The organism is Cupriavidus sp. C1SS-2L (assembly GCF_057073735.1).
The window spans coordinates 3,442,084-3,456,586 of sequence record NZ_CP172708.1 but is presented as its reverse complement, the minus strand read 5'-3'; the positions used below and the strand labels follow the sequence as shown (position 1 = coordinate 3,456,586).

20 protein-coding genes are annotated in these 14,503 nt (G+C 64.1%); all 20 read left to right on the top strand.

The annotated features are described in order from the left end of the window. The first annotated feature begins 101 nt into the window (after window positions 1-101). Entirely contained in the window at window positions 102-386 is a 285-nt protein-coding gene (locus tag ACIGJG_RS16005; RefSeq protein WP_041680076.1) for an STAS domain-containing protein, read from the top strand. A gap of 229 nt (window positions 387-615) precedes the next feature. Beyond that, the gene (locus ACIGJG_RS16000; protein WP_011299259.1) at window positions 616-1,566 is read left to right on the top strand and encodes an ABC transporter ATP-binding protein; all 951 of its coding nucleotides are present in this window, start codon (window positions 616-618) and stop codon (window positions 1,564-1,566) included. Then, window positions 1,563-2,384: an ABC transporter permease gene (locus ACIGJG_RS15995; protein ID WP_011299258.1), complete on the top strand. Its 822-nt coding sequence runs from the start codon at window positions 1,563-1,565 to the stop codon at window positions 2,382-2,384. The genes ACIGJG_RS16000 and ACIGJG_RS15995 overlap by 4 nt, the downstream gene beginning before the upstream one ends. A 32-nt stretch (window positions 2,385-2,416) precedes the next feature. Beyond that, complete coding sequence (locus ACIGJG_RS15990) at window positions 2,417-2,665, top strand: BolA family protein (RefSeq protein WP_011299257.1); 249 nt, start codon at window positions 2,417-2,419, stop codon at window positions 2,663-2,665. A 110-nt stretch (window positions 2,666-2,775) separates the two neighbouring features. Then, on the top strand, window positions 2,776-4,026 hold the full coding sequence (gene murA, locus ACIGJG_RS15985) for a UDP-N-acetylglucosamine 1-carboxyvinyltransferase (protein ID WP_483672536.1): 1,251 nt from the start codon (window positions 2,776-2,778) through the stop codon (window positions 4,024-4,026). 8 nt (window positions 4,027-4,034) lie between these two features. Next, on the top strand, window positions 4,035-4,709 hold the full coding sequence (gene hisG, locus ACIGJG_RS15980; RefSeq protein ID WP_011299255.1) for an ATP phosphoribosyltransferase: 675 nt from the start codon (window positions 4,035-4,037) through the stop codon (window positions 4,707-4,709). A 28-nt stretch (window positions 4,710-4,737) separates the two neighbouring features. Then, window positions 4,738-6,075 carry a histidinol dehydrogenase gene (hisD, locus tag ACIGJG_RS15975; RefSeq protein WP_011299254.1) on the top strand — a complete coding sequence of 446 codons (1,338 nt, stop codon included), beginning with the start codon at window positions 4,738-4,740 and terminating at the stop codon, window positions 6,073-6,075. Between the two features lie 45 nt (window positions 6,076-6,120). Next, complete coding sequence (hisC, locus tag ACIGJG_RS15970) at window positions 6,121-7,221, top strand: histidinol-phosphate transaminase (protein WP_011299253.1); 1,101 nt, start codon at window positions 6,121-6,123, stop codon at window positions 7,219-7,221. Between the two features lie 4 nt (window positions 7,222-7,225). Next, window positions 7,226-7,813, top strand: a complete 588-nt coding sequence (hisB, locus tag ACIGJG_RS15965; protein WP_011299252.1) for an imidazoleglycerol-phosphate dehydratase HisB — start codon at window positions 7,226-7,228, stop codon at window positions 7,811-7,813. Window positions 7,814-7,905: 92 nt separating this feature from the next. After that, window positions 7,906-8,529, top strand: coding sequence for a YchE family NAAT transporter (locus ACIGJG_RS15960; protein ID WP_011299251.1), 624 nt, complete (start codon window positions 7,906-7,908; stop codon window positions 8,527-8,529). Beyond that, window positions 8,526-9,179 (top strand): imidazole glycerol phosphate synthase subunit HisH, encoded by a 654-nt coding sequence (gene hisH / locus ACIGJG_RS15955; RefSeq protein ID WP_140952675.1) that lies wholly within the window; start codon window positions 8,526-8,528, stop codon window positions 9,177-9,179. Before ACIGJG_RS15960 ends, hisH begins: the two co-directional genes overlap by 4 nt. Before the next feature lie 115 nt (window positions 9,180-9,294). Next, on the top strand, window positions 9,295-10,041 hold the full coding sequence (gene hisA / locus ACIGJG_RS15950) for a 1-(5-phosphoribosyl)-5-[(5-phosphoribosylamino)methylideneamino]imidazole-4-carboxamide isomerase (protein ID WP_011299249.1): 747 nt from the start codon (window positions 9,295-9,297) through the stop codon (window positions 10,039-10,041). A 68-nt stretch (window positions 10,042-10,109) separates the two neighbouring features. Further along, a complete protein-coding gene (gene hisF, locus ACIGJG_RS15945) occupies window positions 10,110-10,880 on the top strand; it encodes an imidazole glycerol phosphate synthase subunit HisF (protein WP_011299248.1) in 771 nt (256 codons plus the stop codon). Window positions 10,881-10,882: 2 nt separating this feature from the next. Then, window positions 10,883-11,290 carry a phosphoribosyl-AMP cyclohydrolase gene (gene hisI / locus ACIGJG_RS15940; protein WP_483672534.1) on the top strand — a complete coding sequence of 136 codons (408 nt, stop codon included), beginning with the start codon at window positions 10,883-10,885 and terminating at the stop codon, window positions 11,288-11,290. Further along, the gene (locus tag ACIGJG_RS15935; RefSeq protein ID WP_140952678.1) at window positions 11,287-11,664 is read left to right on the top strand and encodes a phosphoribosyl-ATP diphosphatase; all 378 of its coding nucleotides are present in this window, start codon (window positions 11,287-11,289) and stop codon (window positions 11,662-11,664) included. The genes hisI and ACIGJG_RS15935 overlap by 4 nt, the downstream gene beginning before the upstream one ends. Window positions 11,665-11,709: 45 nt before the next feature. Beyond that, the gene (locus ACIGJG_RS15930; protein WP_011299245.1) at window positions 11,710-12,099 is read left to right on the top strand and encodes a DUF4870 family protein; all 390 of its coding nucleotides are present in this window, start codon (window positions 11,710-11,712) and stop codon (window positions 12,097-12,099) included. A gap of 51 nt (window positions 12,100-12,150) precedes the next feature. Beyond that, complete coding sequence (locus ACIGJG_RS15925) at window positions 12,151-12,507, top strand: histidine triad nucleotide-binding protein (protein WP_011299244.1); 357 nt, start codon at window positions 12,151-12,153, stop codon at window positions 12,505-12,507. A 146-nt stretch (window positions 12,508-12,653) separates the two neighbouring features. Beyond that, window positions 12,654-12,875, top strand: coding sequence for a Sec-independent protein translocase subunit TatA (gene tatA / locus ACIGJG_RS15920; protein WP_011299243.1), 222 nt, complete (start codon window positions 12,654-12,656; stop codon window positions 12,873-12,875). A 102-nt stretch (window positions 12,876-12,977) separates the two neighbouring features. Further along, window positions 12,978-13,484, top strand: a complete 507-nt coding sequence (tatB, locus tag ACIGJG_RS15915; protein ID WP_011299242.1) for a Sec-independent protein translocase protein TatB — start codon at window positions 12,978-12,980, stop codon at window positions 13,482-13,484. A gap of 109 nt (window positions 13,485-13,593) precedes the next feature. Beyond that, entirely contained in the window at window positions 13,594-14,382 is a 789-nt protein-coding gene (tatC, locus tag ACIGJG_RS15910; protein ID WP_011299241.1) for a twin-arginine translocase subunit TatC, read from the top strand. Window positions 14,383-14,503: the final 121 nt, after the last annotated feature.

The window sequence follows — 14,503 nt, the reverse complement described above, 5'->3', positions numbered from 1 at the left end:
CGGCAATCTGCTCTACAATCGCTGTACGCATGCAAGCTCCCGCCTTTGTGCGGGAGCTTGTGTTTTCCGAACTCGCTGGCTTCGCCAATCCGACTTTCACGATGCTTTCGCTAGGCACTTCGCTGACCAACCAGAACGCCGCCGCGGTGCTGCGTGACGGGCTGTCGCGCGTGGCCCGGGGAGAAACGCAAGTCGATTGCGCGGCGCTGGAACAAGTCGATTCGTCGGCGGTGGCCGTGCTGCTGGCCTGGCAGCGCGCCGCTGCCGCCCGCCAGGGCAAGCTGGCGCTGAGCGGCGTGCCACGGCAACTCGCCGAACTGGCCTCGCTGTACGGGGTCGACAGCCTGCTGGGCTTGGCCCCGCAGGCGGCTGCTCATCGACATTGAACCGGCATCCCTGACCGCGCGCTACACCAGCGGTCATCCGGATGCCCCGGCCGCTGCCTGAGGCGGTGGCCGCGCCCCAAGCGGGACTCTCCCCGCATCCCCTATAATTCCGGGTTGTTCGCCCATTCCCCCGCAGCACGTCAGGCCGGGTCAGGGTAGCCCCGGGCACCAGTTGGTCCCCATTTCCAGACGGCCGGTCCCCAATCGGGACAGCCCCAGACATTTGGCCATGAAAGCCATCGAACTCACCGACGTTCGCAAGCGCTACGGCAACCTGCAGGCGCTCAAGGGCGTCAGCTTCACCGTCGAGCGCGGCGAATTCTTCGGCCTGCTCGGTCCCAACGGTGCCGGCAAGACCACGCTGATCTCCATCCTGGCGGGACTGAACCGTCCGGATTCCGGCCGCGTCAGTGTGCTCGGGCACGATGTCGTGTCCGACTACCGCATGGCGCGGCGTATGCTCGGTGTGGTGCCGCAGGAACTTGTGTTCGATCCCTTCTTCACCGTGCGCGAGACGCTGCGGCTGCAGTCCGGCTACTTTGGCCTGACGCGCAATGACGACTGGATCGACGAGATCATGGCCAACCTCGATCTCACCAACAAGGCCGATGCCAACATGCGCCAGCTCTCCGGCGGCATGAAGCGGCGCGTGCTGGTGGCGCAGGCGCTGGTGCACCGTCCGCCCGTGATCGTGCTGGACGAGCCCACCGCCGGCGTGGACGTGGAGCTGCGCCAGACGCTGTGGAAGTTCATTTCGCGGCTGAACCGGGAAGGGCACACCATCATCCTGACCACGCACTACCTCGAAGAGGCCGAAGCGCTGTGCGACCGCATCGCCATGCTGAAGTTTGGCGAGGTCGTGGCGCTGGACCGCACCAGCAACCTGCTGACGCAGTTCGCCGGCCTGCAACTCGTGCTGACGTTCTCGCGCGGCGCGCTGCCGACGGCGCTCGAGCCGCTGCGCATGCCGGCCAACCCCGGCGAGCGCGCAGTGCGCCTGCGCCTGTCGGGCTACCCCGCTGTGGAGCCGATCCTGGCCGCCTGCCGCGAGGCCGGCTGTGAAATCGAAGACATGGAAATCAACAAGGCGGATCTCGAGGACGTGTTCGTTCAGATCATGCGGCGCGAGGGGCACATGCCCGGCGCGCTGCCTGACCAGGCCATGGAGGCCGCGGCATGAAACAGCCTGGCGATATCGAAGTGCTCGATGGCACGCGGCTCGCGTCGATGGCCGTCGGCGGGCTGGTTGGCTTCCGCACGCTGCTTTACAAGGAAGTACTGCGCTTCTGGAAGGTCAGCTTTCAGACAGTGGCCGCACCGGTGCTGACCGCTGTGCTGTACCTGCTGATCTTCGGCCACGTGCTGGAAGACCGCGTCAAGGTCTACGACCAGATCAGCTACACCGCGTTCCTGGTGCCGGGCCTGGTGATGATGAGCGTGCTGCAGAACGCGTTCGCGAACAGTTCTTCGTCGCTGATCCAGTCCAAGATCACCGGTAACCTGGTGTTCGTGCTGCTGCCGCCGCTGTCGCACTGGGAGATGTTCGGGGCCTATGTGGTCGCATCGGTGATCCGCGGGCTGACCGTCGGACTCGGCGTGCTGATCGTGACCGCGTGGTTCGCCCACCTGCATTTCGCCAGTGTGGGCTGGATTCTCGTGTTTGGGCTGCTGGGTGCCGGCATCCTCGGCACGCTCGGGCTGATCGCCGGCATCTGGGCCGAAAAATTTGATCAGCTTGCCGCGTTCCAGAATTTCCTGATCATGCCCGCGACCTTCCTGTCGGGCGTGTTCTATTCCATCCATTCGCTGCCGGCCTTCTGGCAGGCGGTGTCCCATGCCAACCCGTTCTTCTACATGATCGACGGCTTCCGCTATGGCTTCTTCGGCGTCTCGGACGTGTCGCCGATGTTCAGCCTGGCGGTGGTCGGCGCGGCCTTCGTGCTGCTCGCGGCGCTGGCGCTGCGCCTGTTGAAGTCGGGTTACAAGCTGCGCCACTGAAGCGCGGCCCTCCACACAGAAGAGAAGAAAACATGCTGCCTACTCCGGAACAAGTCAGGGAATACATTGCCCAAGGTTTGCCCTGCGAACACCTGGAAGTCGAAGGTGACGGCCAGCACTTCTTTGCCACCATCGTGAGCGCCGAATTCGACGGCAAGCGGTTGATCCAGCGCCACCAGCGCGTGTACGCCGCGCTTGGCGACCGCATGCGCGCCGAGATCCATGCGCTGTCGATGAAGACGCTGACGCCGGCCGAATGGCAGGCGGGTGCCGGCAAGTAACAGGTTAAGGGACGGCAGCTTCACCGAATCGAGCCGCGCGCCTGGCGCGCGTGGTTCCCGCGAAATCGATGCCGGACGTGATGACCCCGTCCGGCCGCAACTGACAGAACATGGACAAATTCCAGATCCAGGGCAATGGCCCGCTCAAAGGCGAGATCCGTGTTTCCGGCGCCAAAAACGCCGCGCTGCCGATCCTGTGCGCCGGCCTGCTGACGGCCGATACCGTCACCATCGACAACGTGCCCAACCTGCAGGACACGCGCACCATGCTCAAGCTGCTGCGGCAGATGGGCATGCACGCCGAGATGAACGGCAGCACCGCCACGCTCAAGGGCACCGATATCAATTCGCCCGAGGCGCCGTACGAGCTGGTGAAGACCATGCGCGCGTCGATCCTGGTGCTCGGCCCGCTGGTCGCGCGCTTTGGCGAGGCGCGTGTGTCGTTGCCGGGCGGGTGCGGCATTGGCGCGCGCCCGGTGGACCAGCACATCAAGGGCCTGCAGGCCATGGGTGCCGAAATCAGTATCGAACACGGCTTCATCCACGCCCGTGCGTCGCGCCTGAAGGGCGCGCGCGTGGTGACGGACATGATTACCGTGACCGGCACCGAAAACCTGCTGATGGCCGCGACGCTAGCCGATGGCGAGACGGTGCTCGAAAACGCCGCGCGCGAACCGGAAGTGACCGACCTCGCGAACCTGCTCGTCAAGATGGGCGCGAAGATCGACGGCATCGGCACCGATCGCCTGATCGTGCACGGCGTCGACAAGCTGCATGGCGCGACGCATTCGGTCGTCGCTGACCGCATCGAGGCCGGCACTTTCCTGTGCGCGGCCGCTGCCTCGCTGGGCGACCTGGTCCTGCGCGATATTCCGCCGCTGATCCTCGACGCGGTGCTGATCAAGCTGCGCGAGGCCGGTGCCAATATCGAAACCGGTGATGACTGGATCCGCCTGTCCATGTCGCAACGCGCGCAGGCCGTGAGCTTCCGCACCTCGGAATACCCGGCGTTCCCGACCGACATGCAGGCCCAGTTCATGGCGCTCAATGCCGTGGCCGAAGGCACCGCCCGCATTACCGAGACGATCTTCGAAAACCGCTTCATGCACGTGCAGGAACTGAACCGCCTGGGCGCCAACATCACCGCCGAAGGCAACACGGCCGTGGTGACCGGCGTGCCGCGCCTGTCCGGCGCCAGCGTGATGGCGACCGACCTGCGCGCATCGGCGAGCCTGGTCATCGCTGGCCTGGTCGCAGATGGCGATACCGTGATCGATCGCATCTACCATCTGGACCGCGGTTACGACCGCATGGAAGACAAGTTGTCGGCAGTCGGCGCCAAGATCCGCCGCATCGCCTGAGGAACCCGATGAGCCCCGCATTCAACGCTTCGCCCAACCAGCTCACGCTGGCGCTTTCCAAGGGCCGCATCTTCAAGGAAACGCTGCCGCTGCTCGAAGCCGCCGGCATCCGTGTCATGGAAGATCCGGAGACGTCGCGCAAGCTGATCCTGCCGACGTCCGATCCGGCTGTGCGCGTGATCATCGTGCGCGCATCGGACGTGCCGACCTACGTGCAATACGGCGCGGCCGATTTCGGCGTGGCCGGCAAGGACGTGCTGATGGAGCACGGCATGACCGGCTTGTACGCGCCGATCGACCTGAACATTGCACGCTGCCGCATGTCGGTAGCGGTGCCGGCCGGGTTTGACTATGCCAACGCCGTGCGCCAGGGCGCGCGCCTGTCGGTGGCGACCAAGTATGTGCAGACCGCGCGCGAGCACTTCGCCAAGAAGGGCGTGCACGTCGACCTGATCAAGCTGTACGGCTCGATGGAGCTGGGCCCGCTGGTGGGCCTGTCGGATGCCATCGTCGACCTGGTCAGCACGGGCGGCACGCTGCGCGCGAACAACCTGGTGGAAGTCGAAGAGATCGTGCAGATTTCGTCGCGGCTGGTGGTGAACCAGGCTGCGCTGAAGCTCAAGCGCGAACGGCTGACGCCGATTCTCGACGCGTTCGAGAAGGCATCGGCGGCGCTGGCCTGAGGCCTGCGTCCCAGATAGGAATGGAGTCATGAACGCAACCGAAATGGAAAACGTGTCGATCCGCCGGCTCGATTCAAGCGATCCGCGCTTCGCGCAAGCGCTGCGCGAGGTGCTGGCCTTCGAGGCCGGCGAGGACGAGGCCATCGACCGCGCCGTGGCGCAGATCCTGGCCGATGTGAAGGATCGCGGCGACGCCGCGGTACTCGAATACACGCAGCGGTTTGACCGGGTCGAGGCGGCGTCGATGGGCGCGCTGGAAATCTCGCAAAGCGAACTCGAAGCTGCGCTCGAAGACCTGGAGCCGAAGCGCCGCGCCGCGCTGGAAGCCGCCGCCGCGCGCGTGCGTGCCTACCACGAGAAGCAGAAGATCGAATGCGGCAGTCATAGCTGGGAATACACCGAGGCCGATGGCACCATGCTGGGCCAGAAGGTGACGCCGCTGGACCGCGTCGGCATCTACGTGCCGGGCGGCAAGGCCGCGTACCCGTCGTCGGTGCTGATGAATGCGATTCCCGCGCGCGTCGCGGGCGTCAAGGAAATCATCATGGTCGTGCCCACGCCGGGCGGCGTGCGCAATGAACTGGTGCTGGCGGCTGCGCAGATCGCTGGTGTGGATCGCGTGTTCACGATCGGCGGTGCGCAGGCGGTTGGCGCCCTGGCGTATGGCACGGCGACGCTGCCGCAGGTCGACAAGATCGTCGGCCCCGGCAACGCCTATGTGGCCGCAGCCAAGCGCCGCGTGTTCGGCACCGTGGGCATCGACATGATCGCCGGCCCGTCGGAGATCCTGGTGATCTGCGACGGTACGACTGATCCGGACTGGGTGGCGATGGACCTGTTCTCGCAGGCCGAGCACGATGAACTCGCGCAGTCGATCCTGCTGTGCCCGGACGCCGACTACATCGCGCAGGTCGAGGCAAGTATCCAGCGCCAGCTCGACAGCATGCCACGCCGCGAGGTGATCGCCGCATCGATTTCAGGCCGTGGCGCGCTGATCAAGGTGCGCGACATGGAAGAAGCTTGCGAGATCGCCAACGCGATCGCGCCCGAGCACCTCGAGATCTCGGCCGAGAACCCGCGCCAGTGGAGCGAGAAGATCCGCCACGCCGGCGCCATTTTCCTGGGTCGCTATACCAGCGAGTCGCTCGGCGACTACTGCGCGGGGCCGAACCACGTGCTGCCGACTTCGCGCACCGCTCGCTTCTCGTCGCCGCTGGGCGTGTACGACTTCCAGAAGCGTTCAAGCCTGATCGAGGTCAGCGAGGGCGGGGCGCAGATGCTGGGCCAGATCGCGGCCGAACTTGCATATGGCGAAGGCCTGCAGGCCCACGCGCGCAGCGCCGAGTACCGTTTCAAGCGTAGTTGAACCCATTGCTGCCGCAGCGTTGCGGCAGCCCATACAGGAGCATCCATGTCAGTCGTAGACCCTTCCCTGATCGAGCGAATCATCCGTGACGACGTGCGCGCCATGGGCGCCTACCACGTGCCGGATTCGCATGGTCTGGTGAAGCTCGATGCCATGGAGAACCCGTACCGCCTGCCGCCCGCACTGCGCAGCGAACTGGCGGCGCGGCTCGGCGAGGTGGCGCTGAACCGTTACCCGGTGCCGAGCAGCGAGGCCTTGCGTGCGAAACTGAAAGAAGTCATGCAGGTGCCGGCCGGCATGGAAGTGCTGCTCGGCAACGGCTCGGACGAAATCATCAGCATGCTCGCGCTGGCCGCGGCGCGGCCAGGCGCGAAGGTGATGGCGCCCGTGCCCGGTTTCGTGATGTATGCGATGTCGGCGCAGTTCGCGGGCCTGGAGTTCGTGGGCGTGCCGCTGCGCGCTGACTTCACGCTGGACCGCGGCGCGATGCTGGCCGCCATGGCCGAGCACCAGCCGGCCATCGTCTATCTCGCTTATCCGAACAATCCGACCGGCAACCTGTTCGATGCCGCCGATATGGAAGCCATCGTCCGCGCCGCGCAGGGTAGCGTCTGCCGCAGCCTGGTAGTCGTGGACGAGGCCTATCAGCCGTTTGCGCAGGAAAGCTGGATGTCGCGCCTGACGGATTTCGGCAACCTGCTGGTCATGCGCACGGTGTCCAAGCTGGGCCTGGCCGGTATCCGCCTGGGCTATGTGGCTGGCGACCCGCAATGGCTCGAGCAGCTCGACAAGGTGCGCCCGCCGTACAACGTCAACGTGCTGACCGAGGCGACCGCGCTGTTCGCGCTCGAGCACGTCGCGGTGCTCGACGAGCAGGCAGCACAGCTGCGCGCCGAACGTTCGCGTGTGGCGGAAGGCATGGCGGCCCATGGTGGCGTGACCGTGTTCCCCAGCGCAGCCAATTTCCTGCTCGCGCGTGTGCCGGATGCGGCACAGACGTTCGATCGGCTCCTTGCACGCAAGGTACTGATCAAGAACGTGAGTAAAATGCACCCATTGCTGGCCAACTGTCTGCGCGTGACGGTCAGCACTCCCGAAGAAAACGCGCAGTTCCTTGAGGCATTCGCAGCGTCGCTGCAGGATTAACACCATGCGTGTTGCAGAGGTCACCCGCAATACATCGGAAACGCAAATCCGCGTTTCCCTGAATCTCGACGGCACCGGCCGCCAGAAGCTGGCGTCGGGCGTGCCGTTCCTCGACCACATGCTCGACCAGATCGCCCGGCATGGCATGTTCGACCTTGAAGTCGAAGCCACCGGTGACACGCATATCGACGACCACCATACGGTGGAAGACGTAGGCATCACGCTGGGTCAGGCCGTGGCCAAGGCCATCGGCGACAAGAAGGGCATCACCCGCTACGGCCACAGCTACGTGCCGCTCGACGAATGCCTGTCGCGTGTGGTGATCGATTTCTCGGGTCGCCCCGGCCTGGAATTCCATGTGCCATTCACGCGTGCACGCGTGGGCAGTTTCGACGTCGACCTGACGATCGAGTTCTTCCGCGGCTTTGTCAATCATGCGGGCGTCACGTTGCATATCGACAACCTGCGCGGCATCAATGCCCATCATCAGTGCGAAACCGTGTTCAAGGCCTTCGGCCGGGCACTGCGCATGGCGGTGGAGCTGGATCCGCGCGCGGCCAACACCATTCCATCGACCAAGGGCACGCTCTGACCGGCTGCTGAACCGAAGGCGTGCCGGCTGGTTGCGGCGCCCGCTGACCGAACTTCGCGAACCCGGGCCGGGACACCGGCCATCCGCAACCGATGGATACGCTCAAGTCGTTCATCTCGCTGTTGGCGCTGATCAACCCGATCGGCGCCATTCCGTTTTTCATCAGCCTGACCAGCCAGCAGTCGGAAGCGGAAAAGCTGCGTACCATCAAGACTGCATCGGTCTCGGTGGCGATCGTGGTGGCGGTGTCGGCGCTGCTGGGCCAGCAGATCATCGAGTTCTTCAATATCTCGGTGGCGTCGCTGCAGGTCGGCGGCGGGCTCATCATGATCATGATGGCCATGAACATGCTGAACGCCCAGACCAGCCGCACCAAGGCCACGCCCGAAGAAGAGGACGAGGCCGAGGCGCGGTCAAGCATCGCGGTGGTGCCGCTGGCACTGCCGCTGCTGACCGGGCCGGGCTCGATCAGTACCGTGATCGTTTATGCGGGCAAGACGCAGCACTGGTACCAGTTGCTGATCCTGGTCGGAATCGGTGTGGTGCTTGGTGCGGTGGTGTATGGGGTGTTCCGCGCGGCCGATCCGATCGCCCGCGTGGTGGGGCGTACCGGCATCAATATCGGCACGCGCCTGATGGGGCTGATCCTGTCGGCGCTGGCCGTTGAATTTATTGTGGACGGGCTGAAGACATTATTGCCTGTTTTGAAATCATGACTACCATAGCAATTGTGGATTACGGCATGGGCAACCTGCGCTCGGTGGCGCAGGCCCTGCGGGCCGCGGCACCGGAGGCGGATGTGCGCGTGGTGGATGCCCCGGAAGGCATTCGGAGCGCGGATCGCGTGGTGCTGCCGGGGCAGGGCGCCATGCCTGACTGCATGTCGGCGCTGGGCGCTTCGGGGCTGCAGGAGGCGGTGATCGAGGCGGCAGCCAGCAAGCCGATGTTCGGTGTGTGCGTTGGCGAACAGATGCTGTTCGAGTCCAGCAGCGAAGCCAGGCCCGGCACCGACAAGACGCCTTGCCTGGGGCTGATGCCGGGTGAAGTCATCCGCTTCGAACTGGACGGGATGACCCAGCCGGACGGCTCGCGCTACAAGGTGCCGCAGATGGGCTGGAACCGCGTCAAACAGTCCAGGCCCCATCCGCTGTGGGATGGCATCCCGGACGAAAGCTGGTTTTACTTCGTGCACAGCTACTTCGTGCGCGCGCAGGATCCGGCCCATATTGCCGGCGAAACGGAGTATGGGGTCGTGTTTACCAGTGCGGTAGCACGCGATAATATTTTTGCCACGCAGTTCCACCCCGAAAAAAGCGCAGCCATGGGGTTGCAGCTTTACCGGAACTTCGTGCACTGGAATCCCTGAAGATCCGATCCGAGCCAGCCAACGCCATTCTGGAATACTTGCCTATTGACCCGGACTGACCGGCCACTGGCCGGGCTGGCTCTATCTCTCTCACTCAACCACGCTCGTCACGATTATGTTGCTCATTCCGGCCATCGACCTGAAGGACGGTCAGTGTGTACGCCTCAAACAAGGCGACATGGACCAGGCCACCGTCTTTTCCGAAGATCCCGCCGCCATGGCACGCCATTGGGTCAATCAAGGGGCGCGCCGCCTGCACTTGGTCGATCTCAACGGTGCATTTGTCGGCAAGCCCCGCAATGAAGCCGCCATCAAGGCCATCATCGCCGAGGTCGGCGACGAGATCCCGGTGCAGCTCGGCGGTGGCATCCGCGACCTGAACACCATCGAACGGTGGCTGGACGACGGCCTGTCGTACGTCATCATCGGCACCGCGGCGGTGAAGAACCCCGGTTTCCTGAAGGATGCCTGCTCGGCGTTCGGCGGTCACATCATCGTCGGACTCGATGCCAAGGACGGCAAGGTGGCGACCGACGGCTGGAGCAAGCTGACCGGCCACGAGGTGGCGGACCTGGCACGCAAGTACGAAGACTACGGCGTGGAGGCCATCATCTATACCGACATCGGACGCGACGGCATGCTGCAAGGGATCAATATCGATGCCACCGTCAAGCTGGCGCAGTCGATGTCGATCCCGGTAATTGCCAGCGGCGGCCTGTCCAACCTGGCCGATATCGACAACCTGTGCGCCGTGGAGAACGAAGGCGTGGAAGGCGTCATCTGCGGCCGTGCCATCTACTCCGGCGATCTCAACTTCACCGACGCGCAGGCGCGTGCGGACAAGCTGAGCAACGGGGAATAAGCCAACGCGCCCCGCGGGGCGCTGCCACCGCCAGGCTGCTACCGGTCTCGCGGCGGACAAGGAATCTCATGCTAGCCAAACGTATCATCCCCTGCCTCGATGTGACGAACGGGCGGGTGGTCAAGGGCGTCAACTTCGTCGAGCTGCGCGATGCGGGCGATCCCGTGGAAATCGCGCGACGCTACGACGAGCAGGGCGCCGACGAAATCACTTTTCTCGACATCACCGCGACCAGCGATGGGCGCGACCTGATCCTACACATCATCGAGGCGGTGGCCTCGCAGGTCTTTATTCCGCTGACCGTTGGCGGCGGCGTGCGCGCCGTCGAAGATGTGCGGCGCCTGCTCAACGCCGGTGCGGACAAGATCAGCGTCAATTCGTCGGCGATCGCCAATCCGCAACTCGTGTCGGATGCCACCGGCAAGTACGGCTCGCAGTGCATCGTGGTTGCCATCGACGCCAAGCGCAGCTCGGCGCCAGGCGAGCCCCCGCGCTGGGAAGTTTTTACGCACGGCGGACGCAAGGCAACCGGGCTCGACGCGGTGGAGTGGGCGAAGGAAATGGCGGCACGTGGCGCGGGCGAGATCCTGCTGACCAGCATGGATCGTGACGGCACCAAGAGCGGTTTCGACCTGGAACTCACCCGCGCGGTCAGCGATGCGGTGCCGGTGCCGGTAATCGCGTCGGGCGGCGTCGGCGGCCTGCAGGACCTGGCCGATGGCATCCGGCTCGGCCACGCGGATGCGGTGCTGGCCGCCAGCATTTTCCACTACGGCCAGCATACGGTTGGCGAGGCAAAGGCATTCATGGCCCGCGAGGGCATTCCTGTGCGGATCTGATCATGGCAAAGAAGTGGCTCAACAAGGTCAAGTGGGACGATAACGGCCTGGTGCCGGTGATCGTGCAGGAAGTCGGCACCAATGACGTGCTGATGTTCGCGTTCATGAACCGCGATGCGCTGCAGAAGACCGTGGAACTCGGCGAAGCCGTGTTCTGGTCGCGTTCGCGCAAGCGCCTGTGGCACAAGGGCGAAGAGTCTGGCCACGTGCAGAAGGTGCACGAGATGCGCCTCGACTGTGACGAAGACGTGGTACTGCTCAAGGTCACCCAGGTCGACAACATCGCCTGCCACACTGGTCGGCATTCGTGCTTCTTCCAGAAGTTCGAAGGTGACGCCGAGAGTGGCGACTGGCAGACCGTCGAGCCTGTGCTCAAGGACCCTTCCCAAATCTACACGGCCAAACCATGACCGAATCCCAACCCGCCGGTACCGATGTGCTGGCGCGCCTGGCTGCGGTGCTGGAGTCGCGCAAGCCTGAGAATGGCGGCGACCCCGAGAAATCGTACGTCGCTCGCCTGTTCCGCAAGGGTGACGACGCCATCCTCAAGAAGATCGGCGAGGAAGCCACCGAGACCGTAATGGCGGCCAAGGATGCGCGCGCGGCCGGCAAGACCGGTGCCGACGCCGACAAGATCGTCTATGAAGTGGCCGACCTGTGGTTCCATACCATGGTGCTGCTGGCCAACTTCGGCCTGACGCCGGCCGATGTCGTCAACGAGCTGGCGCGCCGCGAAGGCCTGTCCGGCATCGAGGAAAAGGCGAGCCGCAAGGACCAGGGCTGATACCGCAGCCCGTGGACCAGGGCGCACTGAATCGGGAGGGCCAGCATGGCGAACGACTACACCGGGCAGGTCACGGTCAGCGACAGCGAGCGGGAGGGCAGCCTGCGCAAGCTGATGCACATCCTTTATGCGCTGTACGCGATCTTCTGGCTGACCGGTGGCGTGACGGCGCTGATTGCCATCATCGTCGACTACGTCAAGCGCGACGATGCGCGCGGCACGCTATATGCATCGCACTTCGCGTGGCAGATTCGCTCGTTCTGGTGGTCGGTGGCCTGGGGAATTCTCGGTGGTGTGTTGTTCGTCAGCGTGGTGCTGATTCCGCTCGCCTTCGCGGTGTGGGGCGTTCTGTCCCTGTGGATGCTGTATCGTATCGTCAAGGGTTGGCTTTACCTCAACGACAGCAAGCCAATGTATCCGGAGCAGTCCTTCTAGCCGGGATATGGCGGCGCGCTGGTGTGCGCCCGACATCGCAACGAAAACTTCATGAATTCCCAGGATAATTGCATCTTCTGCAAGATTGTGGCTGGCCAGATCCCGTCGCGGAAAGTCTATGAAGACGACGACATGATGGCTTTCCACGATATCCACCCGAAGGCCCCGGTACATTTCCTTCTGATCCCCAAGTCACATGTCGACTCGCTGGCAGAGTGCGGTCCAGCCGAAGGGGAGGTGCTTGCTAGAATGATGCTGAAGGTGCCAGAACTGGCGCGCGCGGCAGGCTGTGGCAACGGCTTCCGGACGGTGATCAATACCGGCCCGGATGGCGGCCAGGAGGTCTACCACTTGCACGTGCATGTGCTCGGCGGGCCGCGCCACCAATGGAAGGTGCCGCTGCCCTGAACAGGCAACCCTTGGCATGAGGAGCCGGACCGCGCGTGCGGTCCGGACGCTGCGCCGGCAACCGTCGCCCGGCGCGGCCAAATTCGGACGGAACAACGGGTCCGGGCGGCAACAGGTATCGCCCGCGGCTTCATCAGGAGCAAGAAATGGGTTCGTTTAGCATTTGGCATTGGCTGATCGTTCTGGTGATCGTCATGCTCGTTTTCGGCACCAAGAAGCTGCGCAATATCGGCCAGGACCTGGGCGGCGCGGTCAAGGGCTTCAAGGATGGCATGAAGGAAGGCGACGACAAGGCGGCGCCGGCCAAGGAACTGCGCGATTCCACCACGATCGACGTGGACGCCAAGGAAAAGACGCGCCAGCAATAAGCCTGGCACTCCGGCTTTTTCTCGTTTCCGTCCAGTCTCTTTGCACCGAGTGGTTACTCGCCCGATGAATCTCGCTCCGGCTCTTGTCCGCGTGACGCCCGCATGATCGACCTTGGCATTTCGAAGCTGGCGCTGATCGGCGCCGTGGCGCTGATCGTGATCGGCCCGGAGCGCCTGCCGCGCGTCGCGCGCACGGTGGGTGCGCTGGTCGGCCGTGCGCAGCGCTATATCAATGACGTCAAGGCTGAAGTGAGCCGCGAGGTGGAGCTCGAAGAACTGCGCAAGATGCGCACGGAATTCGAAGACGCCGCGCGCGATGTCGAGCGCACCATCCACAAGGAAGTCAGCGAGCAGACGCAGGCGCTGAACGAAGCGCTGGGCGGTATTGAACCCTCGGCCGAATCGGGTGGGGGCGTGTCGGATTTCGTGCCGAGCTGGCATTCCGCCCACAAGGCGCACAACGGCCGCAAGAGCTGGCGCGTCAAACAGGGTGCCCGTCCGCTCTGGTTCAAGCGCCAGAACAATGTCCGCGTCTGGGTGCAGTCCGGAGCCGCACGCGTCAAACGCCACCGTCCGGCTGCGGGCCGGGCCCGTTCCTTCTTCGAATGAGCATGGCCGGGCAGCAGCATGCTTGCCGCCCGTGTCGTCGCGATGCCTGCCGCGCAAGCGGTGCCACCGAATTTCAAATGCCAGCCGCGCGCGGCTGAGCGTCTACGCCATGAGCGACAACCGGTCCAACGATCCTCAAGACGAATCGCAGCAGGAAACCTTCATTTCGCACCTGATCGAGCTGCGCGAGCGGCTGGTCAAGGCGGTCGCCGGCATCATCCTGGTGTTCGTGGGGCTGGTGTACTGGGCGCCCGTCATCTTCAATCTGTTTGCGCGGCCGCTGATGGAATCGCTGCCCAAGGGCGGCAAGATGATCGTGACCGATGTGACCGGCTCCTTCTTTGTGCCGATGAAGGTCACGCTGCTGGTCGCGTTCCTGATTGCGCTGCCGTGGGTGCTGTACCAAGTCTGGCAGTTCGTCGCACCGGGCCTGTACCAGCATGAGAAGCGGCTGATCGTGCCGCTGGTTAGCAGCAGCTACGTGCTGTTCCTGTGCGGCGTCGCATTCGCGTACTTCCTGGTCTTCCCGACCGTGTTCCATTTCATGGCGCACTACAACGCGCCGCTGGGCGCGGACATGTCGACGGACATCGACAAGTACCTGAGCTTCGCGATGACCATGTTCCTCGCGTTCGGCATCACTTTCGAAGTGCCGGTGGTGGTGATCGTGCTGGTGCGCTTTGGGGTGGTCGAGCTGGACAAGCTCAAGCAGATTCGCCCGTATGTGATTGTCGGCGCCTTCATCATTGCGGCCGTTGTCACGCCGCCGGACGTGCTTTCCCAGCTGCTCCTCGCACTGCCGCTGATCGCCCTGTATGAACTGGGGTTGCTCATGGCGCGCTTTGTCGGGCGTCCGGAAGCCAGCGCGGATGCCGCTGGCGAAACTCAGGCGGATTGAGCTTCCCGGGTGGCGGAAGCCGGCGTTTTGCACCGATTTGGGGAATTATCGGCGCGATTCTGTTGTTCAGTCACAACAAAAAACGTCCGTATACGCAGTTTACGCCGAAAAAGCCTTCTGA